At 73.7% G+C, this 25,069-nt stretch carries 23 protein-coding genes and 3 tRNA genes; 12 read left to right on the forward strand and 14 right to left on the reverse strand.

What is annotated here, in order from left to right:
• Position 1: 1 nt before the first annotated feature.
• From ACIQOW_RS00955 to ACIQOW_RS00970, 4 genes are all read right to left on the reverse strand, one after another.
• Entirely contained in the window at positions 2-1,156 is a 1,155-nt protein-coding gene (locus tag ACIQOW_RS00955; RefSeq protein ID WP_401078183.1) for a DUF2690 domain-containing protein, read from the reverse strand.
• A gap of 444 nt (positions 1,157-1,600) precedes the next feature.
• Positions 1,601-3,004: a glutamate decarboxylase gene (locus tag ACIQOW_RS00960; protein ID WP_401078186.1), complete on the reverse strand. Its 1,404-nt coding sequence runs from the start codon at positions 3,002-3,004 to the stop codon at positions 1,601-1,603.
• 106 nt (positions 3,005-3,110) lie between these two features.
• On the reverse strand, positions 3,111-4,544 hold the full coding sequence (locus tag ACIQOW_RS00965; protein WP_188298244.1) for an FGGY family carbohydrate kinase: 1,434 nt from the start codon (positions 4,542-4,544) through the stop codon (positions 3,111-3,113).
• A gap of 169 nt (positions 4,545-4,713) precedes the next feature.
• Positions 4,714-5,019 (reverse strand): hypothetical protein, encoded by a 306-nt coding sequence (locus ACIQOW_RS00970; RefSeq protein WP_401078190.1) that lies wholly within the window; start codon positions 5,017-5,019, stop codon positions 4,714-4,716.
• A 229-nt stretch (positions 5,020-5,248) separates the two neighbouring features.
• On the opposite strand from ACIQOW_RS00970, the gene ACIQOW_RS00975 reads away from it, so the two are divergent.
• Both ACIQOW_RS00975 and ACIQOW_RS00980 read left to right on the forward strand, forming a co-directional pair.
• A tRNA-Asn gene (locus tag ACIQOW_RS00975) sits at positions 5,249-5,321 on the forward strand.
• A gap of 61 nt (positions 5,322-5,382) precedes the next feature.
• Positions 5,383-5,455, forward strand: a tRNA-Asn gene (locus tag ACIQOW_RS00980).
• A gap of 156 nt (positions 5,456-5,611) precedes the next feature.
• Here the strand turns inward: ACIQOW_RS00980 and ACIQOW_RS00985 are convergent.
• Positions 5,612-6,358, reverse strand: a complete 747-nt coding sequence (locus tag ACIQOW_RS00985) for a trypsin-like serine peptidase (protein ID WP_401078193.1) — start codon at positions 6,356-6,358, stop codon at positions 5,612-5,614.
• Positions 6,359-6,694: 336 nt separating this feature from the next.
• Between ACIQOW_RS00985 and ACIQOW_RS00990 the strand changes: the two genes are divergently transcribed.
• Positions 6,695-6,768, forward strand: a tRNA-Ile gene (locus ACIQOW_RS00990).
• Between the two features lie 227 nt (positions 6,769-6,995).
• Here the strand turns inward: ACIQOW_RS00990 and ACIQOW_RS00995 are convergent.
• Positions 6,996-9,086 carry a hypothetical protein gene (locus ACIQOW_RS00995; protein WP_401078196.1) on the reverse strand — a complete coding sequence of 697 codons (2,091 nt, stop codon included), beginning with the start codon at positions 9,084-9,086 and terminating at the stop codon, positions 6,996-6,998.
• A 201-nt stretch (positions 9,087-9,287) separates the two neighbouring features.
• Between ACIQOW_RS00995 and ACIQOW_RS01000 the strand changes: the two genes are divergently transcribed.
• The 4 genes from ACIQOW_RS01000 to ACIQOW_RS01015 all read left to right on the forward strand — a co-directional run bounded on the left by ACIQOW_RS01000 (position 9,288) and on the right by ACIQOW_RS01015 (position 12,186).
• Complete coding sequence (locus ACIQOW_RS01000) at positions 9,288-10,235, forward strand: SPFH domain-containing protein (protein WP_188296471.1); 948 nt, start codon at positions 9,288-9,290, stop codon at positions 10,233-10,235.
• A gap of 9 nt (positions 10,236-10,244) precedes the next feature.
• A complete protein-coding gene (locus ACIQOW_RS01005; RefSeq protein ID WP_401078201.1) occupies positions 10,245-10,472 on the forward strand; it encodes a hypothetical protein in 228 nt (75 codons plus the stop codon).
• A gap of 39 nt (positions 10,473-10,511) precedes the next feature.
• Positions 10,512-11,180, forward strand: coding sequence for a GPP34 family phosphoprotein (locus tag ACIQOW_RS01010; RefSeq protein ID WP_401078204.1), 669 nt, complete (start codon positions 10,512-10,514; stop codon positions 11,178-11,180).
• 94 nt (positions 11,181-11,274) lie between these two features.
• Positions 11,275-12,186: a 1-aminocyclopropane-1-carboxylate deaminase/D-cysteine desulfhydrase gene (locus ACIQOW_RS01015; protein ID WP_401078207.1), complete on the forward strand. Its 912-nt coding sequence runs from the start codon at positions 11,275-11,277 to the stop codon at positions 12,184-12,186.
• A gap of 7 nt (positions 12,187-12,193) precedes the next feature.
• On the opposite strand, the gene ACIQOW_RS01020 is transcribed toward ACIQOW_RS01015, so the two are convergent.
• A complete protein-coding gene (locus ACIQOW_RS01020; RefSeq protein WP_401078210.1) occupies positions 12,194-13,723 on the reverse strand; it encodes an LCP family protein in 1,530 nt (509 codons plus the stop codon).
• Between the two features lie 118 nt (positions 13,724-13,841).
• The gene (locus ACIQOW_RS01025) at positions 13,842-14,306 is read right to left on the reverse strand and encodes a MarR family winged helix-turn-helix transcriptional regulator (RefSeq protein ID WP_188296476.1); all 465 of its coding nucleotides are present in this window, start codon (positions 14,304-14,306) and stop codon (positions 13,842-13,844) included.
• A gap of 143 nt (positions 14,307-14,449) precedes the next feature.
• Between ACIQOW_RS01025 and ACIQOW_RS01030 the strand changes: the two genes are divergently transcribed.
• Positions 14,450-15,475, forward strand: a complete 1,026-nt coding sequence (locus ACIQOW_RS01030; RefSeq protein WP_401078213.1) for an NADP-dependent oxidoreductase — start codon at positions 14,450-14,452, stop codon at positions 15,473-15,475.
• Positions 15,476-15,851: 376 nt separating this feature from the next.
• On the forward strand, positions 15,852-16,346 hold the full coding sequence (locus tag ACIQOW_RS01035; RefSeq protein WP_188296478.1) for a DUF3145 domain-containing protein: 495 nt from the start codon (positions 15,852-15,854) through the stop codon (positions 16,344-16,346).
• 78 nt (positions 16,347-16,424) lie between these two features.
• On the opposite strand, the gene fabF is transcribed toward ACIQOW_RS01035, so the two are convergent.
• The 5 genes from fabF to ACIQOW_RS01060 form a co-directional block, all read right to left on the reverse strand.
• Positions 16,425-17,690 (reverse strand): beta-ketoacyl-ACP synthase II, encoded by a 1,266-nt coding sequence (fabF, locus tag ACIQOW_RS01040; RefSeq protein WP_188296479.1) that lies wholly within the window; start codon positions 17,688-17,690, stop codon positions 16,425-16,427.
• Positions 17,691-17,876: 186 nt separating this feature from the next.
• Entirely contained in the window at positions 17,877-18,119 is a 243-nt protein-coding gene (locus ACIQOW_RS01045) for an acyl carrier protein (protein ID WP_401078217.1), read from the reverse strand.
• 77 nt (positions 18,120-18,196) lie between these two features.
• Entirely contained in the window at positions 18,197-19,228 is a 1,032-nt protein-coding gene (locus ACIQOW_RS01050; RefSeq protein ID WP_188296481.1) for a beta-ketoacyl-ACP synthase III, read from the reverse strand.
• Positions 19,225-20,175, reverse strand: a complete 951-nt coding sequence (locus ACIQOW_RS01055; RefSeq protein WP_188296482.1) for an ACP S-malonyltransferase — start codon at positions 20,173-20,175, stop codon at positions 19,225-19,227. The genes ACIQOW_RS01050 and ACIQOW_RS01055 overlap by 4 nt, the downstream gene beginning before the upstream one ends.
• Positions 20,176-20,266: 91 nt before the next feature.
• Positions 20,267-21,463 carry a CdaR family transcriptional regulator gene (locus ACIQOW_RS01060; RefSeq protein WP_188296505.1) on the reverse strand — a complete coding sequence of 399 codons (1,197 nt, stop codon included), beginning with the start codon at positions 21,461-21,463 and terminating at the stop codon, positions 20,267-20,269.
• Positions 21,464-21,680: 217 nt separating this feature from the next.
• Between ACIQOW_RS01060 and ACIQOW_RS01065 the strand changes: the two genes are divergently transcribed.
• Positions 21,681-22,457, forward strand: a complete 777-nt coding sequence (locus ACIQOW_RS01065; RefSeq protein ID WP_401078222.1) for a pirin family protein — start codon at positions 21,681-21,683, stop codon at positions 22,455-22,457.
• Positions 22,458-22,470: 13 nt separating this feature from the next.
• On the opposite strand, the gene ACIQOW_RS01070 is transcribed toward ACIQOW_RS01065, so the two are convergent.
• Positions 22,471-23,301, reverse strand: a complete 831-nt coding sequence (locus ACIQOW_RS01070; RefSeq protein WP_401078225.1) for a serine hydrolase domain-containing protein — start codon at positions 23,299-23,301, stop codon at positions 22,471-22,473.
• Between the two features lie 191 nt (positions 23,302-23,492).
• Here ACIQOW_RS01070 and ACIQOW_RS01075 point away from each other — a divergent pair, with 191 nt between their 5' ends.
• A complete protein-coding gene (locus ACIQOW_RS01075; protein WP_401078227.1) occupies positions 23,493-24,008 on the forward strand; it encodes a MerR family transcriptional regulator in 516 nt (171 codons plus the stop codon).
• Complete coding sequence (locus ACIQOW_RS01080; protein WP_401078230.1) at positions 24,005-25,018, forward strand: aldo/keto reductase; 1,014 nt, start codon at positions 24,005-24,007, stop codon at positions 25,016-25,018. Before ACIQOW_RS01075 ends, ACIQOW_RS01080 begins: the two co-directional genes overlap by 4 nt.
• The last annotated feature ends 51 nt before the right edge of the window (positions 25,019-25,069 follow it).

Here is a 25,069-nt window from a genome sequence, read left to right on the forward strand (position 1 = left end):
GCTAGGACGGATCCGCCGGGCCGGGCTCGGCCGGCGGGCCGGTCCCAGCCGGCGTCGCGACGGGGTCGGCCGGTGTGGCGGCGGGGTCGGCCGCCGCCGGGGTGGCCGGGGCCGGGGTCGTGGGTGCGCCGGCGCCGGCGCCCGGCGGGGGAGAGGCCGGCCCGATCGGGATCGGGGTGGAGGCCACCACCGAGGCAAGGCCGGAGACCACCGCCGTGCAGTCGTGGCCGGCCGGCTGGTACCCGCAGACCTGGAAGGTGACGGCCGGGTCCGCCGCGTTCAGCATCGGCGAGTAGTTGTCGTAGCCCCAGTGGATGAGCGCCGTCTCGCTGTCACCGCTGCCGTCGGTGATCGTCGCGTAGTCCTTCGGCTGGCCCTCGGTGATGGCCGCCCAGGCGGCCTGGCAGGTCCGGCTGTACCGGAGGTAGACGACCACCTTGCCGATCACCTGGGTCTGCAGGGTCCTGGCGTCCTTGCCGCAGCCGGTGGTCTTGGGGTCCTTGTGCGCGCAGCCGACGGCCTGGCAGTCCGGTCCCGTCCTGGCCCCGGCGGTACCGCCGGCCGTGGCGGAGGGCGACCCGGCCGCCGGTCCGCCGACCGCCGCGGCCTGCCCGTCGTGCCGGCTGATCCGCAGGCCGGTCAGGACCAGCAGCAGTGCCAGGACGGCGGCGACGGAGACCAGCGCCGCCGGGCGCCGCCACCAGGCGGCGGGGGCGGGTCCGGGCTCCTGCCCGGTCACCAGCGCCTCGTCGGCGGCCGGTTCCTCGGCGGGCGGCTCCTCCGGACCCGAGGGTCCGTCAGCGACGGCCTCGGCAGCGACGGCCTCGGCAGGGGCGGTCTCGGCAGGGGCTTCGGCGAGGGCGGGCCGCTCCGGGACCCCGGCCGTGACGGCGGGCCCCGCCACCGCCTGCCGCCACAGCGCCCGCAGCGCGGCCCCGTCGCAGTCCACCGCACCGACCAGCGCGTCCAGCGCCTGCTCGGTGACGATCCGTTTGCCGTTGAGCCAGCGCTCCCAGGACGCCCGGCTGTAGTGCGTCCTGGCGGCCAGCTCGGACAGCGACAGTCCGGCGGCGTCCTTGATGGCCCGGAGCTCCTGCGCCAGGCGTCTGGCGGGCTCGGACAGCTCCTCGGGCAGCTGCTTCCAGGCGGAACCCAATACGGCGCTCCAAATTCGCGAAACGGGACGTGGGGCGGGTGACCGGAAGGGTCCCGGCCCGGGCCGTTCGGCGTTTCCGCTTCTCCAACCTCACCGGCCCGGCGTCCCAAATCCCAGGTCACGGCGCTGAGACGGACGGAAGTGTCTCACAACCCCCGGAGACGCTCGACCGTGCACGTCGCCGTCGTGCACAGTTCTCTGGCCGGTGCGGTCCGGCCGTCGGCGAACCGTTCGGACACCGATCGACGACCCGTCATCGGTCCGCACCCGGTCCCGGTTCCCCCACCGGTCCCGGACAGCCTCGCGGGGGGAGGCTGCCCGGGACCGTCCGGGATGCTCCGGTGGGGAGGACGCTTCGCCGCGCCCTCCCCACCGTGACGTTCCCCGCCGTGACGTCCCCTGCGGTGGCGCTCGGCGGCCCCGACCTCTCCGCCGTGTGGACGATCAGTGGTGGAAGCCGGACCTGGCCGGCACCCCGAGCTCCTTGAGCGGGACGGGCTGGCACCGCAGCTCGGGCAGCAGCCGGTCGAGGTCGGCCAGCAGGAGGTCGGCGAGGTCCCGGGAGAAGCCGTTGCGGCAGACCACCCGGAGCACCGACAGGTCCTCCCGGTCCGCCGGGAACCGGTACGCGGGCACCTGCCAGCCGCGCTCGCGCAGCCGCCGTGAGACGTCGAACACGTCGAAGGGGAGGTCCCCTTCGGTGGTGAACGCGAACACCGGGAGCTGGTCGCCCCGGGTCAGCAGCCGGAAGCAGTCCAGTTTCCCGATCTGCCCGGCCAGGTAGGTGGCGACCTCGCGGCAGGCGCCCTGGACGGCCCGGAAGCCCTCCCGGCCGAGCCGCAGGAAGACGAAGTACTGGGCCACCACCTCGGCGCCGGGCCGGGAGAAGTTGAGCGCGAAGGTCGGCATCTCGCCGCCGAGGTAGTTGACCCGGAAGACCAGTTCCTCGGGCAGCGCCTCCTTGTCGCGCCAGAGTGCCCAGCCCACGCCCGGGTACACCAGCCCGTACTTGTGGCCCGAGGTGTTGATCGAGGCCACCCGGGGCAGCCGGAAGTCCCAGACCAGCCCGGGGTCGAGGAAGGGCGCCACCATGCCGCCGGAGGCGCCGTCCACGTGCACCGGGACGTCGATGCCGGTGCGCTCCTGGAGGGCGTCCAGGGCCGCGCAGATCTCCGTGACCGGTTCGTACGAGCCGTCGAAGGTGGAGCCGAGCACGCCGACCACGCCGATGGTGTTCTCGTCGCACAGCGCGACCGCCCGCTCGGCGTCCAGGTGGAAGCGGGTGCCCTCCATCGGGGAGGTGCGGGCCTCGACCTCCCAGAAGTTGCAGAACTTCTCCCAGCACACCTGCACGTTGACGCCCATCACCAGGTTGGGCCTGGCCCCGGCGGCGTAGCGGTCGGCGTTGCGGCGCGTCCAGCGGCGCTTGAGCGCCATGCCGGCCAGCATGCACGCCTCGCTGGAGCCGGTGGTGGAGCAGCCGACCGCGGCGTCCGGGACGGGGGCGTGCCAGAGGTCGGCGAGGATCGCCACGCAGCGCCGCTCCAGCTCGGCGGTCTGCGGGTACTCGTCCTTGTCGATCATGTTCTTGTCCAGGCACTCGGTCATCAGCCGGGTGGCCTGGGCCTCCATCGAGGTGGTGACGAAGGTCGCCAGGTTGAGCTTCGCGTTGCCGTCCAGCATCAGCTCGTCGTGGATCAGCTGGTACGCGGTGTCGGCCGCGACCGGCCCCTCGCCGAGCCGGTGCAGCGGCGGGGCCAGCTTCATCGCGCCCAGCGGGTCGGCGGCGCTCGGGTACGGGCCGATGCTCAACCGGCGGTCGCCGCCGGCCCCCTTGTGCAGCGCCATGGCGTCCTGCCGCCCTTCGCGTCGGTGGCCGTGTCCCGTCCCACGCTGCCACCGGGCGCCGGGTGACGCATCCGCACCGGCCGGCGGCCGGTACCCCGACCCCGGATCAGGCCGCCGTCTCCGGGTGGACCTGGTCGCGGGCGGCCCGGTACTGCTGACGCACCGCCGAGCCGATCGCCAGGTCCTGCTCCCCGTCCGGTTCCACGGTCTCGGCGTCCGGCAGCTCCCACCGCGGCGGCTCCGGGGTGCCCGCCAGGGCCCAGGCGGCCTGCCGGGCGGCCCCGCGGGCGGCGTGCGCACCCGGCGGCGGCACCACGACCGGGACGCCGAACAGCATCGGGGCGATGTGCCGGACGGCGGGCAGCCGCCCGGCCGTGCCGAGCAGGAACACCCGCTTCACCTCGACTCCCTGGGCGCGCAGCACGTCGAGGGCGTCGGCGATGTTGCACAGCATGCCCTCGACGGCGGCCCTGGCCAGGTGCTGAGGGGTCATCGCCTCGGCCCGCAGGCCGGTCAGGGTGCCCGCCGCGTGAGGCAGCGCGGGGGTGCGCTCGCCGTCCAGGTAGGGCAGCAGCACCAGGCCGTACGCGCCGGGGGAGGAGTGCAGGGCGAGGTCGCTCAGGCCCTCCAGGTCCCGGCCGAGCAGGGCGGCGGTGGAGCGCAGCACCTGGGCGGCGTTGAGGGTGGCGACCATCGGCAGGTGCCGGCCGCTGGCGTCGGCGAAGGAGGAGACCAGTCCGGAGGCGTCCACCACGGCCTCCTCGTGCACCGCGAAGATCGTCCCGGCGCTGCCGAGCGAGACCACCGCGTCGCCGGGGCCGAGGCCCAGGCCCAGCGCGGCGGCCATGTTGTCGCCGGTGCCGGCCGAGATCAGCAGGCCTTCGGGGGTGTGCCCGGCGGGCTCGGACGGGGGCAGGACGTCGGGCAGCCTGAGTTCGTGGCCGAGTGCCAGCTCGACCAGGTCCTGGCGGTACTCGCCGGTGACCGGCGACCAGTAGCCGGTGCCGGAGGCGTCGCCGCGGTCGGTGGTGCGGCGCCTGGGGTGGCCGAGCAGCTGCCAGACCAGCCAGTCGTGGGGCAGCAGCACCTCGGCGACCCGGCGGGCGTTGGCCGGCTCGAACTCGGCCAGCCAGCGCAGCTTGGCGACGGTGTACGTGGGGGCGGGCACGGCGCCGATCGCGGCGGTCCAGGCGGCCGGGCCGCCGAGGGCGTCCAGCAGCTTGGCGGCGGCGCCGCTGGAGCGGGGGTCGTTCCACAGGATCGCCGGGCGGACCAGCACCCCGCCCGCGTCCAGGCCGATCATCCCGTGCTGCTGCGCGCTGACCCCGATCGCCCGGACGCCCTCCAGCAGGCCGCCGGTGGCGGCGTCGCCGAGCGAGTGCAGCCAGACCTGCGGGTCGGCCTCGCCCGGGCGCAGGTCCTGGTCCTCGGGGACGGGGTGCGGCGCCTTGCCCGAGCGCAGGACGGCGCCGGTGTCGGCGTCGCACGCGACGATCCTGGTGCGGTTGGTCGAGCTGTCTATCCCCGCGACGATGGCCATGTCGAGATCATGCCTCAGCCCGGCTCCGGACGCGTCCGGGCCGGGCGGGCCGTTGCCGGTTCGCGACACCGGGCCCGGGTGCGCGTGGCCCGGGCGTCACCGTCCCGTCACGGACGGGCGGTGGGTCACCGGCCCACCGCCTCACGTGAGGCGGTGGGCCGGCTGCCCGTCACGGCCGGAAGGTGCCCCAGCCGTCGTCCTCCGCCCGGGAGCGGTTGAAGTACGGCACCCGGTCGGTGACGACGTTCGGCAGCCGGTCGCCGACCCGGTCCGCGACCACCCCGGCGGCCTTCCCGGCCACCGCGCCGGCCTGCTGCCGTGCCCGGTCGGTCGCCCCCTGCACCGTGGGGTTCCGGGCGATCTGCCGGGTGACCTTGGAGATCTGTTCGTAGCGCCGGCGCCCGGCTCGCGAGCCCAGGACGTAGCCGGCCGCGAAGCCCGCGGCCAACGACAGCTTCCACATGATCGGATCCACCCTCTCCTGGCGGCTTCTGCCGCATTGCCCTACCCGTCCGTCGGGACGGCGAACCGTCCGCGCCCCAGCATCCCCGCCCCCGTCGCCGGGCGCGCGCGGGGCACGCCGGGCGGCCGCCCGGCGGCAACCCTGGAAAGCGATTGGCGGACCACCCCCCCGAGTGCGCTAATGTATGTCCCGCAGCGAGCGCCGAGGAACCCGGGACACCGGGGGCCGAAGCGGAAGCCGATCCCCCATAGCTCAATTGGCAGAGCAGCCGACTGTTAATCGGCAGGTTATTGGTTCGAGTCCAATTGGGGGAGCCGGGAGCGAAGCCCTCCGGGGCCCAGTTCCCTTCCGTGGTACGGAAGTCGAGTACCGCGATCCCGCATAGCTCAATTGGCAGAGCAGCCGACTGTTAATCGGCAGGTTATTGGTTCGAGTCCAATTGCGGGAGCTGCACCGGGTCCGCCCGGTGACTGCTCAGAGCGAAGGCCCCTCGGTCGACCGGGGGGCCTTCGTGTTGTCCCCGCACGCTCGCGCGACGTGACGTACGCGACACCGGGCCCGGGTACGGGCCGGGGTGGGCGCCGCCGCCCCGCCCGGTTCCGGGTCAGGTGGTCGCGGTCCGGTAGAGGGCGGCGACCCGCTGGTCGAAGGTGATGCTGTACGAGGTGCCCGGGGTCTCCCCGCCCTCCTGGTAGCCGCCGATCACGCCCACCACCGTGCCGTCCGTCGCGACCCACGGGCTGCCGCTGGTGCCGTCGGTGTAGCCGCCGCAGTCGAAGCGCTCCTGGGTGGCGCTCTGCTCGCGGGTCCGGACCGCGCAGGTGATCGGCTCGTCGCTCTCGTTCGGGTAGCCGGTCACCGAGACGGACAGCCCGAAGCCCTGGCCGGTGCCGAGCGGGTTGCCGCCGACCGCGTCCTCGACCTGCCGGCCGTCGACCGGCCCCACGGTGACGAACGCCACGTCGTACTCGGGGTCGTCGCCGGCCGCCCAGCGCGGGTCGACGGTGATCGCCTGTACCGGCCAAGTCCCGTACGGGGTTGATCCGTTGCGGTAGCCGGGGGTGAACACCAGGCCGTCCAGCAGACCGATCCGGCGGGTCTGCACGCAGTGCGCCGCGGTGACCAGCAGATTGCGCCGGGGGCTGTGCACCACGCTCGCGGTGCAGGCCCGGGGGCCCTGCGCGGTGTGGATGGAGAGGGTGCCGATCCGGTCCCGGGCGGGGCTCTGCTGCGCGACCTCGGCCGTGGGCGCCCCGTCCTGGCCGCCGCACGCGGTGCCGACGGCCAGCAGCAGGGCGGTCAGCGCGACCGTTCGTACCGTGCGCGCGGGCCGTGCCGGGCGGGAGGCCATCGGGTCTCCGTCTCGTTCCTCGGGGCGGGCACCGGGGCCGTGCGTTCCGCCGTTCGTGAGGAAGATCTACCAGGCCGTGCCCGGCGGCGCCACCGCCGGGTGCCCGGCAGGCCGGTGGTGTCGCCGCCGGTGTCCCACACGCCGTCATCCGCCCAGGCTGCCCGGGCGGGGAGCTCCGCCCGCCACCCGGGCTGCGCCGCCCGGAGCGGAGCGGACCGTCGCCCCGGCTGCGCCCCCGGCGCGCACCGCGGGTGATCGACCGGCTATGCTGCCCGGGACGGCCTCGCTGGGGCCGTCTGCTGCTGCCGTGCCGACGACCGGCGCGTGCGGCGAACCGGGGCGGTAGCTCAGCCGGTTAGAGCAGGGGACTCATAATCCCTTGGTCGTGGGTTCGAGTCCCACCCGCCCCACCTTCCTGCCCCCGGCTGTTGTCGGCCGCCTTCGAGAAGGCCCCTGACCAGCCCGAACGCCCGTTTCCGCCGAGTGGAACTGTAGGCCAGGATCTCGTCCGCCGGAGTTTGCCACGCCGCGTTTCACCCGGCCCGGGGACATCCGGCGAGGCCGGGCGACGGAGCCGGGCCAGGACTGTGGGGCCGTCACCGGCGAACGGTGACGGCCCCACAGTCGTCGGTGTGGCTCAGCGGAGGGCGACCGGCCGGATGCTCACGTCGCCGTTCTCGTAGTGCAGCGCGGAGACGGCCAGGTCCGGGAGCCTGCCCGCGGCTGCCAGCGCCTTCAGGTCGGCGATCAGCGGCGAGCCCTCGTCGACGTAGAAGCGGAGCGGGGTCGACGGCCGGGAGGCGGCGAAGTCCGCCATCTCCTGGGCGCTGCGGTGGCCGATCGCCCAGGCCCACAGCTCCCAGGTGCTGCCCTGGTTGCGGTTGAGCACGCTCAGCCAGAGGTTGTCCTCGACGCCGCTCCAGTCCGGGCTGGCCTCGCCCCAGGCGCGGGCGCCGGCGAGCGAGACCGGCAGCCGGCCGTCCTGAGGGTGGTCGGTGTTGAGGACGGCGATCCGCTGGGCCAGCTTGAAGTGGGCGCCGGCGCCGTTCAGCTGGAACCGCCCGGGGCTGCCCTCCCAGCCGGCCTTGCCGGAGTCGGGCTGGGCGTTGCTGAGGACGGCGAAGGCCAGGCAGCCCGCGACGGCGACCACGGGCACCCCCGAGCGGAAGCGGGACCGCACGCTCCGGCGCGCGCCGGGGGCCGGTGCGGTGCCCGGCCCGGCGAACACGCGGCGGCCGAACGCGGGCAGCAGGGCGGCGGAGAAGCAGATCACCCCGACGACCATCAGCTGATGGATCATCTTCTCGTAGAAGTACGAGGTGGTGCCCGCCGTGCGGAGCTGGTACTCCATCACGCCGTAGCAGAGCAGCGAGACCGCGGCGAGCGAGGCCAGCGCGACCCGGCGCGAGCGGTTGGCGCGCGCGCTGCGGGTCAGCAGGGCCAGGAACGCGGCCACCACGAGGGGGAGCAGCAGGTGCCGGCCGACCGGGCTGATGCTGCCGGGAAGGGTCAGCACGTCCGCCGAACCGGCCGACTTGGCGTTGCTGTACGGCGGGAACAGCGCGAGGAGGCCGGTCACCGCGGCGGTGGCCAGCACGGTCGGCCAGTGCCGGAAGCAGTTCCGCCGGTGCATGACGGCCCAGGCGAGCACCACGGCTCCGACGGCCGGCAGCAGCAGGTAGTGGCCGAAGGAGATGCCGACCGTCAGTGCGCCGAGTGCCACGACCTGCTCGTGGAAGCGGCTGAGCGGCCTGATCGCCAGGGCGAGCAGCAGGGCGAACAGCCCGAGCGCGAAGATCTCGCTCAGGAAGCCGCGGGCCTGTAGCTGCGGCACCTCGGCGACGACCAGGTAGACGGCGGTGGGCAGGGCGAGGGCCAGGCCGCGCCAGCCGCGCAGCGCGCGGCCGGCGACCCGCTGCACCGCCCACAGGACGGCGACCGCCAGGCCGGCCGCGGTCAGGGCGGACAGCAGGATGAAGAGCGACATCTGGGCGAGCGCCGGGCCCTGGGTGGTACCGCCCCGCAGGAAGTCGGTGATCACGGCCAGCGTCAGGTGACTGCCCTGCGGGTAGGTGTCGAGGCCCGTCGTGACGGAGACGGCGGCCTCGCTCTTGTGCAGGGAGGTCAGGCCGCCCACGCGCAGGATGGTGTCGTACAGCGCCGCGTGCCGGGCGAGGTCCTCGAAGGAGATGATCAGGCCCAGCCGCTCGGTGGCGTTCCGGATGACGACCGGGTACATCGTGAACGCGACGGCCGCGGCCGCCGGCAGCAGCAGCGCGAGGTCCCGGGTGGGGACCAGCCGGCGCAGCCGCACCCACGGCCGCTGGGCCCGCCCGGCGGGCCGGGGGCCCTGGAGGAGCAGGACCGCGGTCAGCGGCACCGCGGTGGCCTCGGCGAGCGCCACCGGGTGCAGGCCCCACGGCCAGTAGCCGGCGAGCAGGCTGAGGGCGCAGGTCCAGCCGATCAGGACGCCGCCGGAGACCATCAGCCGGTCGAAGGCGGTGGCCCGGGAGCGGATGAGGGTCGCGGCGGCGTACCAGATCAGTGCGAAGGTCAGCAGGTCGGCCGAGACCAGGTGGAACAGCGGCGGGAGGACCAGGAGGGCCGCGGCGAGCCGGAGCTGTGCCGCGTTCGGCCGTTCGAACCCGGTCCCCGGGCGGTGCCGCTCGGTCCCCGCGCCCGGGTTCGTTCTGTCCGGTATGTCGACAGATCCGGCAAGCGCTGTCATGGATGCGATTCCCCCACAAACGATGCTGAGTGTGCAGATGTCGGGTGGCACTTATGAACATTCGTACGGGTCGACAAGTCTGCCGCATCGGTGGCGGGTGGCCGGTGCCGGGGGTCGCCCCGTACGGCCGGATGGCGGCGGGTGGGAAAAAGTGATATCACTTTGCCATCGGATGAGAGTGCCTGCCGAAGGAGCCGCCCCATGACCACGCCGCGTACGACCGTCGAGGACGGCCCCGCCCTGGACCTCCCGGTCCCCAAGATCACCGAGAAGGTCATCACCGGAGCGGCCGGCCTGCCGGTGCTCGGCGGCACGCTGCTCGGGCTGCTCGCCGGGATCGGCTCCTTCGTCGGCGGTGCGGTCCAGCTGTCCGGCGGTAGCAAGGGGGCGGGCGTCGCGCTGATGGTCGTCGGGCCGCTGCTGCTGCTCGGCTCGCTGCTGCTGATGTTCGGGCTGACGGTGGTCTCGCCGGGCCAGGCCAGGGTGGTCCAGCTGCTCGGGCGCTACCGGGGCACCATCCGGGCCGAGGGGATGACCTGGCTGAACCCGTTCACCAGCCGTCGGCACATCTCGCTGCGGATCCGCAACCACGAGACCGAGACCAGCAAGGTCAACGACGCGGACGGCAACCCGATCGAGATCGCCGCCGTGGTGGTCTGGCAGGTCGAGGACACCGCGATGGCGGTGTTCGAGGTGGACGACTACGCCGACTTCGTCGCCATCCAGACCGAGACGGCCGTGCGGCACATCGCCACCAGCTACCCCTACGACGCCCACCACGAGGGCCAGTTGTCGCTGCGCGACGGCGCGGAGGAGATCGCCCGCAAGCTCTCCGCCGAGATCTCCGCCCGGGTCGCCGCGGCCGGTGTGCGGGTCGTCGAGTCGCGGATCACCAGGCTCGCGTACGCTCCGGAGGTCGCCCAGGTGATGCTCCAGCGCCAGCAGGCCGGGGCCGTGGTCGCGGCGCGCAGACTGATCGTCGAGGGCGCCGTCGGCATGGTCGAGGAGGCGCTGGACCGGCTCGCCGAACGCGATGTCGTGGATCTGGACGAGGAGCGCAAGGCCGCCATGGTGAGCAACCTCCTGGTGGTGCTCTGCGGCGAGCGCGGCACCCAGCCCGTCGTGAACACGGGTTCCCTCTACCAGTAAGGCGAGGCCTTGGCGACGGAACGGAAGAAGCTCCTGTTGCGGCTGGACCCTTCAGTTCACGACGCACTCGCCCGATGGGCCGCGGACGACCTGCGCAGCACCAACGCGCAGATCGAGTTCCTGCTCCGCCGCGCCCTCGGCGACGCGGGCCGGATGCCCACCGGCGCGGCCCGGCTTCCCAGGCGCGGCCGCCCGCCCAAGGAGAGCCCGGAGAGCGTCGGTCCCGGCGAGGACTGACTGCGGGGCCGGGCGCTCAGAAGACCTTCGGAGACCGACATGGAACTGCCCGCCACCCTCCCCGAGAAGCTGTACCTGCTCGCCTACGACCCGCGGCGCGGGCGGACCACCCAGCACTCCTCGCTCAACCTGCTGCTCCAGGCGGCGGCGCTGACCGAACTGCTGCGCCGGGGCCTGTTGTACGAGGAGGGCCGCAAGGCCGTCGCCCGGGTCCGGGCCGGCGCCGCCGAGACGGGCCTCGACCCTTACAGCGCCCGCCTGTTGGGCCAGATCAGGGAGACCCGGCCGCACAGCTGGAGCTGGTGGGTCGGCCGTGCCAGGAGCTACGGGCACGACCAGCCGATCCGCCGGGTCAGGGACGGCCTGGCGGACTCCGGCCGGATCACCCTCCGGCCGCACCGGGTGGCCGGGCTGTTCCCGGTGACCCTGGTCGCCCCGGACGGCCCGGGGGCCCGCGAGGCGCTGGTGGCCTCCGTCACCGGGGCGCTCAAGGGACCGCTCAGCCGGGTCGACCCGGTCGACGCGGCGCTGACCGCCCTGGTCGCGGCGGGGAAGCTCCGTTCGGTCCTGAGCTCCGGGCAGCGCAGGGAGTACCGGGGCCGGATCGGGAAGCTGGCCCTGGCGGCCGGCCCGGTCCCGCGCGCGCTCGGCACGGCGCTGGCCTGGCGGATGGCGGGCCAGGCGGCGGAGAGCGCCTCGGTGGGCTGACGGGCCGTCCACGGGGGAGACGGCCCGGACAGGGGGCTGGAGCCCGGTCGCCGATCCGGCGGCCGGGCTCCACGCACACCCGTAAGCTGGCCGGGTGCTCGAACCCGCCCTGCTGCCGACCCCGCTGGTGGACTGCGCCGACGAGGCCTTCGCCCGGGCCGGGGTGGCGCTGCGGCTGAAGCGCGACGACCTGCTGCACCCCACCGTCCCCGGCAACAAGTGGCGCAAGCTGGCGCCCAACCTGGCCGCCGCCGTGGAGCGGGGCCACACCCGGCTGCTGACCTTCGGCGGCGCGTACTCGACCCATCTGCGGGCCGTGGCGGCGGCCGCCGGGGCGCTCGGGCTGGAGAGCGTCGGTCTGGTCCGCGGCGAGGAGCTGGCCGGCCGGCCGCGCAACTGGTCGCTGCGGGCCGCCGAGGCCTCCGGGATGCGGCTGGAGTTCCTGACCCGCGCCGAGTACCGGGAGGCCACCGGCCGGGCCGAGGGGGAGCACGGCACGGACGCCCTGCTCCGCCGCTGGGGCCGCTGCCTGGTGCTCCCCGAGGGCGGCTCCAACGCGCTGGCCGCCGTCGGCGCGGCCGCGATCCCGGCCGAACTGCCCGGGCTCGGCGAGCGGGACGTGGTCTGCTGCCCGGTCGGCACCGGCGGCACCCTGGCGGGCATCGCGGCGGGCCTGCCGCCGGGTGCCCGGGCGCTCGGGGTGGCCGTGCTGCGCGGCGGCGAGGGCTACCTGGAGGCGGAGGTCGCCCGGCTGCACCGGGCCGCCTACGGACGCGAGTTCGGCAACTGGCGGATCGACCACGGGCACCACGGTGGCGGGTACGGCAAGGTCCCGGCCGAACTGGACGGCTTCGCCGAGCGGTTCGAGCGCCGGCACGGCGTCCCGCTGGAGCGCCGCTACGTCGCCAAGCTGCTCGCCGCGCTGGCCGACCTGGCGGCGGCGGGCGCCTTCCCCCGGGGCACCCGCCTCACCGCCGTCGTCACCGGGCTGCCGGACCCGCGGTAGCGGGCGGTCAGCCGAAGGACAGCTTGGCGCACGGGTCGGTGTCGGCGTTGCGGGTGTTCTCCGCTATCCCGGTGGGAATGCCGCCCGGGGTGGCACCGGGGCCGGCGCCCGGGGTGGTGCCGGCCGGCGCGCCGGGTGCCGGGCTCGGGGCGGTGACCGAGTCGATCCGGGTGCCCGCCGTGGGGTAGTCGGGGCCGAGGGTGACGGTGATCGCCTCCGAGCCGGGCTCCTCGACGGCCTTGGCGCCGGGGAAGAGCGCCACCACCTGGTCGGCGGTGGCCTTCAGCGCGGGGTCGTAGGAGACCCGGGTGGCCTGCTGCCCGGGGGAGTTGGGGCCGAGCGTGATGTTCCGGAAGCCGCGCGCCTTGAGCGTCTCGGCGCCGGAGCCGGCCAGGCCGGGCGTGCCGACCCCGTTGACCACGGTGATCGGCGCCGCGGTCTGCTCCGGGGTGAGCGGGGTGCCCGGCGCGGGCGCGCCGCTCGGGTCGGCGCCGGGGGAGGAGGTCACCTGGCCGGTCCCCGCGGTGCTCTGGCCGTCCAGGGTGCGGTCCTCGCGCAGCAGCTTCCAGAGGGTGTCGGCGTCCGGCTGGACCAGCCGCACCCGGTCGCCGGCGTAGCGCCAGGGCGCGGTGACGAAGGAGACGTCGGAGAGCTTGATGTCCTGCACCGACCGGGCGAAGTCCACCAGCTTCATCGCGGTGCCCAGCCCCTCGTCCACGGTGAGCGACTTGGTGGCGGCGTCGGCCAGCGGCAGCAGGGTGGGCAGCGAGAAGCCCTGGCTCTGCACCTTCCTGATCATCGAGGAGAGGAAGGCCTGCTGGCGCATCATCCGGCCTATGTCGGAGTTGTCGCCGAAGCCGTGGCGGGCCCGCAGGTAGTCCACCGCGGACTGCCCGGAGAGCTTCTGGAGGCCCTTCTTGAGGTGTATGCCGTACTCGTCGACGTCGTTGGGCACACAGGCCTCGACGCCGCCCACCGCGTCGGACATCGCGGCCGCGCCCTTGAAGTCGACCACCATGGTGTGGTCGATCCTCAGCCCGGTGAGCTTCTCGACGGTGTTCTGGGTGCAGGCCGGGTTGCCCTGGGCCGCCAGGCCCACGGTGAACGCGGAGTTGAACATCTGGTCGGTCTTCGCCGTCGTCCAGTTGCCGTTCGGCAGCCGGCAGGACGGGATGGTGACCAGGGTGTCGCGGGGGATGGAGACGCCGACGGCGTGCTTGTGGTCGGCGTAGATGTGCACCAGGATCGCGGTGTCCGAGTGGCCGACGCCCTCGTCGCCGCCGCCCAGGACGTCGTTGCCGCCGTCGCGGGTGTCCGAGCCGAGCAGCAGCACGTTGACCGGGACGGAGGCGCCCGGGGTGGCCGGAACGGGGGCCGGCGGGCGCTCGGTGGCGACGCCGCCCGCGTCGAAGGTGGTGATGTTGTTGTCCAGCCGGTGGTAGAACCAGGCTCCCGCGCCCACGACCGACAGCACCAGTACGGCGGCCAGGCCGATGGCGGTCCGCAGGTAGCGGCGCCGGCGCGTGCTGCTGCTCATCCTCCGTGCCCCCCGTTTCAGATCTCTCGCGTTCGATGTTCGAACGTTAGACGTTCCGGAAGGCGGTTCGGTTACCTCCCCGGGACGGACGAATATCCCCCCGGGCCTGTGATGCTGGTCACGCGCCGGGCCCCGAGGCGCCCGCGAGCATCCGCCGGAGCAGGTCGCGCAGGGCGGTCCGCTCGGCCGGGTCGAGCGCGGCCAGTGGTTCGCGGGCGAAGTTCAGCGACTCGCGCAGTTCCGTGGAGGCGGCCGAGCCGGTGTCGGTGGCCGCGACCAGCTTGACCCTGCGGTCCTGCCGGTCGGCCTCGCGGGTGACGAAGCCGCGGGATTCGAGCCGGTCGACGATGCCGGTGATGTTGGACGGCTCGCAGCTGAGCGTCTGGGCGATCTGGCGCATCGGCATCGGCCCGCGCCGCAGCAGGGCGAGCACCTTGGCCTGGGCGCCGGTGAGCGAGCGCGCGGCGGCGGCGTCCTCGTACTCGCGGTGGAACAGCGCGACCAGGTTGGCCATCAGGTCGACGACCTCGCGGGTGATCTCGTCGGGCTGCGACGTGGCGTCCTGGATCGGCTCGGTGTCCATGGATCGAAGTCTACCTGAAAAGTTGACAAGGTGAACCTTTCATGTCCATCGTTACTTAAGTTGCTCAACCTTTCATGTGCCGAGCCGCACCCGAACCGCATCGCATCCGCACCGCACCGCACCCGAACCGCAAGGAGCGCCCGATGGCAGAGCAGACCGTCCCCGTGACCGCCCGCGAATGGCACCTCGCCGCCCGCCCCCAGGGCTGGCCGGTGCCGGCCGACTTCGCCCTGGTCGAGGCCCCGGTCCTGGCCCCGGGCCCGGGCGAGATCCTGGTCCGCAACGCCTACCTCTCGGTGGACCCGTACATGCGCGGCCGGATGAACGACGTGAAGTCGTACGCCCCGCCGTTCCAGCTGGGCCGGGCCATGGACGGCGGCGCCGTCGGCTACGTCGTCGCCTCCGGGGCCGAGGGCTTCGCCCCGGGCGACGCGGTGCTGCACGGGCTCGGCTGGCGCGAGTACGCGACCCTGGACGCCGGGCACGCGGTCAGGGTCGACCCGGCCGCGGCCCCGCTCTCCGCCTACCTCGGCGTGCTCGGCATGCCGGGCCTGACCGCCTACGCCGGACTGCTGGCCGTCGGCGGCCTCAAGGAGGGCGACCGGGTCTTCGTCTCCGGCGCGGCCGGCGCGGTCGGCTCCCTGGTCGGCCAGATCGCCAGGCTCAAGGGCGCCTCGCTGGTGGTCGGTTCGGCCGGCTCGGCGGAGAAGGTGGCCAAGCTGGTGGACGAGTACGGCTTCGACGCGGCCTTCAACTACAAGGACGCCCCGGTCGCCCAGCAGCTCGCCGAGGCCGCCCCGGAGGGCATCGACCTCTACTTCGACAACGTCGGCGGCGACCACCTGGAGGCCGCGATCGGAGCGCTGGACGTGCACGGCCGCGCGGTGCTCTGCGGCGCGATCGCCCAGTACAACGACACCACCGCGCCCGCCGCCCCGCGCAACCTCGCGCTCGCCATCGGCAAGCGGCTGCGCCTGGAGGGCATGCTGGTCCGCGACCACGCCGCGCTGCAGCCGCAGTTCGTCGCCGAGGTGGCCGGCTGGCTGACGTCCGGTGAACTGCGCACCGAGGAGACCGTGGTGGACGGTTTCGAGAACGCCGCCGAGGCCTTCCTCGACCTGCTGCGCGGCGTCAACACCGGCAAGATGGTCGTCCGCCTGGGCGACTGACGCCACGTCAGGAACGCCCACAGGAACGCCGACCGCCCCGCCGCCCCGACCGGGCGGCGGGGCGGTCCGTCGTCGGCGGTCCGGGGTCGGGTGCGGGGGTCCGGGGCGCACTACCGCATTCCGGCCCGATCCGAAAGTGCGTCATCCGCGCTGTGGCGACGCGCGGTACGGTGGTTCCGCCAGGCGATGGGGCCGTTCGGGGGAGAGATCCGACCGAGGGGTGGACCTCGTTGAGGATTCGACTAGCATTGAGCGAAAGCCTGTCCGTTTTGCTCAATTTAGTAGCTTAATGTCGGCTAACGTGGGTAACTGCGGATCAACTGTAGGCACGAGGCAGCTGGGGAAGGCGACCCTCGTCCACAGCCTGGAGGTCCCGGTGACGACACGTGGAGTTCTGTACATCCACTCCGCGCCCCGCGCGCTGTGCCCGCACGTCGAGTGGGCCGTCGCGGGGGTGCTCGGTGTACGGGTGAGCCTGGACTGGATCCGCCAGCCGGCCGCACCCGGGCACTGGCGTGCCGAGCTCTCCTGGCAGGGGGAGCCCGGTACGGCTTCGAAGCTCGCCTCCGCGCTGCGCGGCTGGCAGCTGATGCGGTACGAGGTGACCAGCGAGCCCTGCGCCACGGCGGAGGGGGAGCGGTACAGCAGCACGCCCTCGCTCGGCATCTTCCACGCCGTCACCGGCATCCACGGAGACATCCTGATCCCCGAGGACCGGCTGCGCGCCGTCCTGCTGCGCGCCCGCAGCGAGGGGGCCGACCTGGAGGCCGAGATCGCCAGGCTGCTCGGCAAGCCCTGGGACGACGAGCTGGAGCCCTTCCGGTACGCGGGCGAGGGCGCTCCGGTGCGCTGGCTGCACCAGGTGGTCTGAGGCCGGCCCGGAGAAGTCCGACGGGCACCACGAAGGGGCCGGCGCTCGCGGAGAGCGCCGGCCCCTTCGTGCTGGGCGTCAGCGGCTGCGGAAGGCCAGCACCACGTTGTGGCCGCCGAAGCCGAACGAGTTGTTCAGCGCCGCGATCCGGCCCTCGGGCAGCGGGCGGGCCACGTCGCGGACGATGTCCGCCTCCACGTCGTCGTCCAGCTCGTCCACGTTGATGGTCGGCGGGGCGATCCGGTGGTGCAGGGCCAGCACGGTGGCGACGGTCTCGATGCCGCCGGCGCCGCCCAGCAGGTGGCCGGTCATCGACTTGGTGGCCGAGATGGCGATGTGGTCGAGGTCGTCGCCCAGCTCCTTGCGCAGCGCCTTCAGCTCGGCGGTGTCGCCCTGCGGGGTCGAGGTGGCGTGCGCGTTGACGTGCACGATCTCGGCCTTGTCCAGGTCGTTGCGCTCGAACAGGTCGGCCAGCGCGCGGGCCACGCCGGCGCCGGTCGGCTCGGGCTGGGCGATGTGGTGGGCGTCCGAGGACAGGCCCTGGCCCACGGCCTCGCAGTAGATCCGGGCACCGCGCGCCTCGGCGTGCTCGATCGACTCCAGCACGACCACGCCGGCGCCCTCGCCCAGCACGAAGCCGTCGCGGCCCTTGTCGTACGGCCGGGAGGCGCGCTGGGGGTCGTCGTTGTTCTTGGACATCGCCATCATGTTGGCGAACGCGGCGATCGGCAGCGGGTGGATCGCGGCCTCGGTGCCGCCGGCCACCACGACGTCGGCGCGGCCGGTGCGGATCATCTCGATCGCGTAGCCGATCGCCTCGGCGCCGGAGGCACAGGCGGAGACGGGGGTGTGCACGCCGGCGCGGGCGCCGACCTCCAGACCGACGTTGGCCGCAGGGGAGTTGGGCATCAGCATCGGGACGGTGTGCGGGGAGACCTTGCGGGCGCCCTTCGCCTTCAGCACGTCGTACTGGTCGAGCAGGGTGGTCACGCCCCCGATGCCGGAGGCGATGACGGCGCCCAGGCGCTCGGGGACGAGCTTGGAGGACTCGTCGGTGGCGGGGGTCTCGTAGCCGGCGTCGGCCCAGGCCTCGCGGGCGGCGATCAGCGCGAACTGCGCCGAGCGGTCCAGCTTGCGGGCCAGCGGGCGGGGCAGGATCTCGCCGGGCTCGACGGCGGTCTTCGCGGCGATCCTCACCGGCAGTTCCTCGGCCCACTCCTCGGTCAGGGCCGCCACGCCGGACTTGCCTGCGACCAGGTTCTCCCAGGTGCTGGCGGCGTCGGCGCCCAGCGGCGTGAAGGCGCCGATACCCGTGACGACCACGGTGCGGATTTCAGCGGTCACTGGTTTCTTCTTCTCTCACGTGTGCGGGGGTCGGCGGCGTGCCGAGGATGGGCCCGGCCGGGCGCCCCCGGGGTGGGGACGCCCGGCCGGCGGGTCGGCCTGACTCGACCGAGCCCGGCCGACCGGTCAGCCTTCGCCGGCGTACGGGACGCCGGACGGGCTGGCCGGGTCGAACGATTCGATCGCTCAGGCGTTGGCGAGGATGTAGTCCACCGCGTCGCCGACGGTCTTCAGGTTCTTGACCTCGTCGTCCGGGATCTTGACGTCGAAGCGCTCCTCGGCGGCCACGACGACCTCGACCATGGACAGCGAGTCGACGTCCAGGTCATCGGTGAAGGACTTGTCGAGCGCGACGTCCTCGGTCGGGATACCGGCGATCTCGTTGACGATCTCGGCGAGACCTTCCAGGACCTCGTCCTTGGTAGCCATACTGGCTGCTCCTCTTCGGTGTTGAACGCACCCGGCCGATCGGCCGGGCACAGGCTTGTGGATGTGGGCGAAAGCGCCTAGGGGAGAGTAACGACTGCTGCGGCGTAGACGAGACCCGCCCCGAACCCGATGATCAGGGCCAGGTCTCCGCTGTGGGCCTCACCGCTCTCCAGCATGCGCTCCATCGCCAGCGGGATGGAGGCCGCGGAGGTGTTGCCGGTCTCGGCGATGTCGCGGGCGACGGGCACCGACTCCGGCAGCTTGAGCGCCTTGATCATGGCATCCGTGATGCGCATGTTCGCCTGGTGGGGGATGAAGGCACCGAGCTGGTCGGCGGTGATCCCGGCGGCGTCCAGCGCCTGCTGGGCCACCTTGGCCATCTCCCAGACCGCCCAGCGGAAGACCGGCTGGCCGTCCATCCGCAGGGCCGGCCACCTGGTCTCCTCGCCCGCGCCGTTGATCGCGTCGGACTTGGCGAAGGCGGTGTCCCAGGCCTCGGTCTGGGTGATCAGGTCGGCCTGCGAGCCGTCCGAACCCCAGATCAGCTTGCCGATGCCGGGCGTGTCGGACGGACCGACGACCGCGGCGCCGGCGCCGTCGCCGAAGATGAAGGCGGTGGAGCGGTCCGACTGGTCGGTCAGGTCGCTGAGCCGCTCGACGCCGATGACCAGCACGTACTCGGCGTTGCCGCCGCGGATCATGCCGTCGGCCAGGCCGAGGCCGTAGCCGAAGCCGGCGCAGGCGGCCGAGATGTCGAAGGCCGGGGCGGTGCCGCAGCCGAGCCGCTCGGAGATCTCGGTGGCGATCGCGGGGGTCTGCTTGAGGTGCGAGACGGTCGAGACGATCACACCGCCGATCTGCGCGGCGGAGATCCCGGCCTGGGCGATGGCCTTGCCGGCGGCCTGGAGGGACATCTCGGCGACGGACTCGTCCGGGCCGGCCCAGCGGCGCTCGGCGATCCCGCTGCGGGTGCGGATCCACTCGTCCGACGAGTCGATCCACTCCAGGACCTCGGAGTTGGGGATCACCCGGACCGGGCGGTAGCCGCCGACGCCGAGGATGCGCGAGTACTGCGCGCCGCTCACCGGACGGATCTGGGGCTTGGTCATGCCTGGGTCTCCTGCTCCTGACCGCCGTGCTCCGCGACGAGCTCGCGGGCCCGGTCCAGGTCGGCGGGGGTCTTGAGGGCGAGCGTGGCCACACCCTTGAGGTTGCGCTTGAGCAGTCCGGTGAGGGTGCCCGCCGGGGACAGCTCGATCACGGCCGTCGCGCCCAGCCGCCCGAGGGTCTCCATGCAGAGGTCCCAGCGGACCGGGTTGGAGACCTGCGACACCAGGCGCGCGAGCACCTCGGCACCGGAGTCCACCACCGCGCCGTCCTTGTTGGAGACGTAGCGGACCTGCGGGTCGGCCGCCGTCAGGGTCGGGGCCAGCCTGGCCAGCCGCTCGACACCGGGGGCCATGTGCTCGGTGTGGAAGGCACCGGCCACCTTGAGGGCGATCAGCTTGGCGCGGGTCGGCGGGTCCGCCTTCAGCGCCTCCAGCTGGGCCAGCGTACCGGCGGCGACGATCTGGCCGCCGCCGTTGTTGTTGGCCGGGGTCAGGCCGTGTTCGGCCAGCTTCGCCGCGACCTCCTCCGGCTCGCCGCCGAGCACGGCGAGCATGCCGGTCTCGGTGACGGCGGCGGCCTCGGCCATGGCCCGGCCGCGCTCACGGACGAAGGTCAGCGCGTCGTGGGCGGTGAGCACCCCGGCGCCGGCGGCGGCGGTGATCTCACCGACGCTGTGGCCGGCCACGGCGCCGACCACCTTGCGGGCGAGGTCCTCGTCCGGGAACAGCTCCCGGGCGGTCATCAGGCCGGCCGCGACCAGCAGCGGCTGGGCGACGGCGGTGTCCTTGATGTCCTCGGCGGACGCCTCGGTGCCGGCGTGCACCAGGTCGAGACCGGCGACGTCCGACCAGCCGCTCAGGCGGTCGGCGACACCGTCGAGTTCCAACCAGGGGCTGAGGAAACCGGGGGACTGGGCACCCTGTCCAGGGGCGACGATTACGAGCACGGTTCAACCCTCTCTCGCCAGGCACCCAGGGGCGGGTAGGCGACGGTAACGAAGAAAACCATCCGGGATTGTATGGTCCCTACACTCCGGCTCAGCCGGGCTCGCTGTCGGCGTCCAGCCGGCCGAGGGCCAGGGCGATCCGCAGAGTGAACGCGGAACGTACATCGGAGGGGGCGTACCCCGTCACATCAGTCACACGTCGTAGCCGGTAGCGCACCGTGTTGGGATGGACGAAGAGCATCCTGGCCGCTCCCTCCAGCGAGGATGCCTGCTCCAGGTAGACGCTCAGCGTCTCCAGCAGGGCGGAGCCGGCCTCGTCCAGCGGTGTGTAGATCTCCTCCACCAGCTGACGGCGCGCGGCCTGGTCACCGGCCAGCGCCCGCTCCGGCAGCAGATCGTCGGCCAGCACCGGGCGGGGGGCGTCCGGCCAGGCGGCGCAGGCCCGCAGGCCCGCCGCGGCGGCGTGCGCCGAGCGGGTCGCGGAGAGCAGGTCGGGCACCGTCGGGCCGACCACCACGGGGCCCGGCGCGAACTGGCCGATCAGCGCCCGGGCCGCCTGCACCGGCTCCTTCTCGCCGCCGACCACGACCACCAGGCGCTTGCCCAGCACCCCGGTCAGCACGTGCAGCTTGGCGTACCTGGCGGCCCGGCGGATCGCCTCCACCACCAGCTCGCTGTCGCCGTCCGGCGCGCTGCCCATCACCACCCGGATCTGGCTGGGCTGGCCCCAGCCGAGCGCCGCGGCGCGCGAGAGCACGCCCTCGTCGGCGTCGCCGGACAGCAGCGAGTTGACCACCAGCGCCTCCAGCCGGGCGTCCCAGGCGCCGCGTGCCTCGGCCGCCTGGGCGTACACCTGGGCGGTCGCGAAGGCGATCTCCCGGGCGTAGACCAGCACCGACTCGCGCATGTCCGCCTCGTCGCCGGGGGCGGCCACCTCCTCGATGGCCTCCTCCATCACCTCGATCGTGGTGCGGATCAGCTCGACGGTCTGGCGCAGGGTGATCGCCCTGGTCAGCTCGCGCGGGGCGGTGCCGAAGACGTCGGTGGAGATCGCCTTCGCGGCCTCGGGGTGGCGGTACCACTCGGTGAAGGCGGCGATGCCGGCCTGGGCGACCAGGCCGATCCAGGACCGGTGCTCCGGCGGCATCCGCCGGTACCAGCCGAGCTGGTCGTCCATCCGCGAGATCGCGGCGGTGGCCAGCTTGCCCGAGGACTTCTCCAGCCGCTTGAGCGTCGCGGCCCGGCGCTCGGCGCGCTCGGCGACGTTTCTGCGCTCCTGCGCGGTCAGGCGGGGCGCCGCGCGGCCGGGGCGGTCGCGGCCCGACCGGGAGGCCGGGCTCTTCCCGGCGGCTGCGGGGCTGGGACTGGGGTCGCTCTTGGAGTTCGCGGAAGCGGCTGACACAAGGACAAGACTGCCTCACGCGAGTGACTGCTCGCGCACACCCCCCGGCGGAGCGGCGCGGTGGCAAGGATCACACCCGGGGCCCACCCACTACGGTGGGGGCGTGACCGAAGCCGCCGACCGCCCCCGTGCCGACCTGCGCCGCACCGCCGAGCGCTACCGCTCCGCCCCGGCCGAGGGCATCGAGACCCGGCACGCGTTCTCCTTCGCGGGCCACTACGACCCGAAGAACACCCACTTCGGCGCGCTGCTCGCGTGCAACGAGGAACTCCTCGCCCCCGGCGCGGGGTTCGACGAGCACAAGCACCGGGACACCGAGATCCTCACCTGGGTGCTGGAGGGCGCGCTGGCCCACCGGGACTCCCACGGCCACGGCGGGGTGGTCCGCCCCGGGATGGTCCAGTACCTGAGCGCCGGTTCCGGCGTCACCCACACCGAACGCAACGTCGGCGGCGCCACCGGGCCGGTGCGCTTCGTCCAGATGTGGCTCCAGCCGGACGAGTTCGACGCGCCCCCCGCGTACGGCCTGCGCAAGGTGGAACCGGCGGACGGCGGGTTGACGCTGCTCGCCTCCGGGCTGGAGCGCGACGCCGGGACGGACGCCCTGCGGCTGCGCCGCGGCGACGCCGCGCTCTGGCTGGCCACCGCGGGGCCGTGGCAGCCGCTGCCGCAGCTGCCCGCGGCGCCCTGGCGGTACGCGCACCTGACGGCCGGCTCGCTGGGCTACCGGACGATCCCGGGGCCCAAGGGCGGCGGCCGCTCGATGGCCCCGGGCGACAGCGTGCGGATCACCGGGGAGGCCTTCGCCGACCCCACCGCGGGCGAGGCCGGCGCCGAACTCCTGCTCTGGGAGATGCACTCGCCGGTCTCGTACGGCTAGCCGTACGGTCCGGTCAGCCGCGCAGCTCGGCGAGCACCGCGTCCGAGAAGGCCGGCCAGGCCTCGATCGCCCAGGGCCCGAAGTCCCGGTCGGTGAGCACGACGCAGGCCGCGCCGGCCTGAGGGTCGACCCACAGGAAGGTGCCGGACTGGCCGAAGTGCCCGAAGGTACCCGGGGAGTTGGCGGTGCCGGTCCAGTGCGGGCTCTTGCCGTCGCGGATCTCGAAGCCGAGGCCCCAGTCGTTCGGGCGGTGGTGGCCGTAGCCGGGCAGCACGCCGCCGGTGCCGGGGAAGGCGACCTCGCGGGTGGCCTGCCGGACGGTGGACGGGTCCAGCAGCTTGGGCGCCTGCAACTCGGCGGCGAACCGGGTGAGGTCGGCGAGGGTGGACAGGCCGCCCGCGCCGGCCGGGGACTTGTGCGCGGTGTTGATCAGGGTGTCGGTCATGCCCAGCGGCTCGAAGACCGCCTCGGCGGCGTAGCGGGAGAACTCGATCCCGGCGGCCTCGGACAGCGCCCGCGCCAGCGCGTCGAAGCCCGCGTTGGAGTACAGCCGGCGCTTGCCGGGCTCGGCGAACACCCGGTCCTCGTCGAAGCCCAGGCCCGAGGTGTGTGCGAGCAGGTGGCGCACGGTCGCCCCGGGCGGCCCGGCCGGGTCGTCCAGCTCGAACACGCCTTCCTCGACGGCGACCAGCGCCGCGTAGGAGGTGAGCGGCTTGGTCACCGAGGCCAGCGGGAACAGGTGCTGCTGCGGCCCGTGCGTGCCCAGCACCGCGCCGTCCGCCCGGACCACCGCCGCCGCGGCGTGGGGCACCGGCCAGTTCTCGATCATCCGCAGGCTCTCCATGGGGTCCGACTGTAGTCGCCGGGAAACGCCCCACGGGAAGGTGGTGGTGGAGCCACCCGGATGACGGGCTTGCTTGGAGTGCACTCAAACTAGGTAGCGTCGTCCGTGTCGCCGAGGACAGGGCACCGAGGACAGGGCGCCGAGGACGAGGCCGCCGAGCACAGGGCGGCCGAGGACAGGGGAGACGAGCGATGACCGCACCCGCACGCATCGAGACGGACCTGCGCAGCTGCTCCGAGGTGTTCAGCCGCCCGACCGGCGACCCGGACCGGACGCCGAGGCACACCATCAGCGAGGTCGCCGCGGCGAGCGGGCTGACCGCCCACACCCTGCGCTGGTACGAGCGGATCGGCCTGCTGGACCCGGTCGGCCGGGCGTCGGGCGGACAGCGCCGCTACCGCGACGCCGATCTGCACCGGCTGGCCTTCCTGGGCCGGCTGCGGCTGACCGGCATGTCGGTGGCGGACATGCTCAGGTACGTGGACATGGCCCGGCAGGGCGAGCAGACGTACCCGGCGCGCCAGCGGCTCCTGGAGGCCCAGCGCGAGGAGGTCCGGCAGCGGATCGTCGACCTCCAGGCCACCCTCGCCGTCCTCGACCACAAGATCGACCTGTACGCCGGGAAGGCCGCCGGCATCGCCGGCACCCCGGCCGGACAGCAGGACCACCCCGTGGACAACCGTGTAGAGGAAGAGCAGAGCGCATGACTCAGACCGTCCTTCCCACCGTCGAACTCGGCACCGGCGGCCCGCTCGTGGGCACCCAGGGCCTCGGCTGCATGGGCATGAGCGAGTTCTACGGCCCCACCGACTCCGGCGAGGCACTCGCCACCCTGGACGCCGCCCTGGAGGCCGGCGTCACCCTCTTCGACACCGCCGACATGTACGGTTCCGGCCACAACGAGGAGCTGATCGGCCCGTTCGTCCGGGCCCACCGGGACGAGGTGGTGCTGGCCACCAAGTTCGCCATCATGCGCTCGGCGGAGGACGAGTCCGTCCGCGGCATCAGCAACGACCCGGCGTACATCCGGACCGCGGTGGACGCCTCGCTGCGCCGCCTCGGCGTGGACGTGATCGACCTGTACTACATGCACCGCCGCGACCCGGCGGTGCCGCTGGCCGACTCGGTCGGCGCCATGGCCGAGCTGGTCGAGGCGGGCAAGGTGCGCCACCTCGGCCTGTCCGAGGTGACCGGGGCGGAGCTGCGCGAGGCGCACGCCGTCCACCCGATCGCCGCGCTCCAGTCCGAGTGGTCGGTGTTCGCCCGCGACGTCGAGCGCACGGCGGTGCCGGCCGCGGCGGAGCTGGGCGTCGCCTTCGTGCCGTACTCGCCGCTCGGCCGGGGCTTCCTGACCGGCGCCTTCCAGGACGCCAAGGAGCTCTCGGCGGACGACTACCGCCGCAACCACCCGCGCTACAGCGGTGACAACGCGGCTTTCAACGGCGAACTGCTCGCCCCGCTGCGGGAGATCGCGTCGGCCCGCGGCGTGACGCTCGCCCAGGTCGCCCTGGCCTGGGTGCACGGGCAGGCCGAGGTGCACGGGCTGGCCGTCGTGCCGATCCCGGGCACCCGCAAGCGCGGCAGGCTCGCCGAGAACACCGCGGCGGCGACGCTGCGGCTGACCGCCGAGGAGCTGGCGCTGCTGGAGCCGGTGGCCGGCCGGGTCGCGGGGAACCGCTACGCGGACATGAGCTCCACCTCGGCGGCGCGCGAGTAGCGGGCACCGACGGCTGGGGGAGAGCGGGTGAGCCCTCCCCGGGCCGTCGCG

This window comes from Kitasatospora sp. NPDC091335 (genome assembly GCF_044757205.1).
Taxonomy (GTDB): domain Bacteria; phylum Actinomycetota; class Actinomycetes; order Streptomycetales; family Streptomycetaceae; genus Kitasatospora.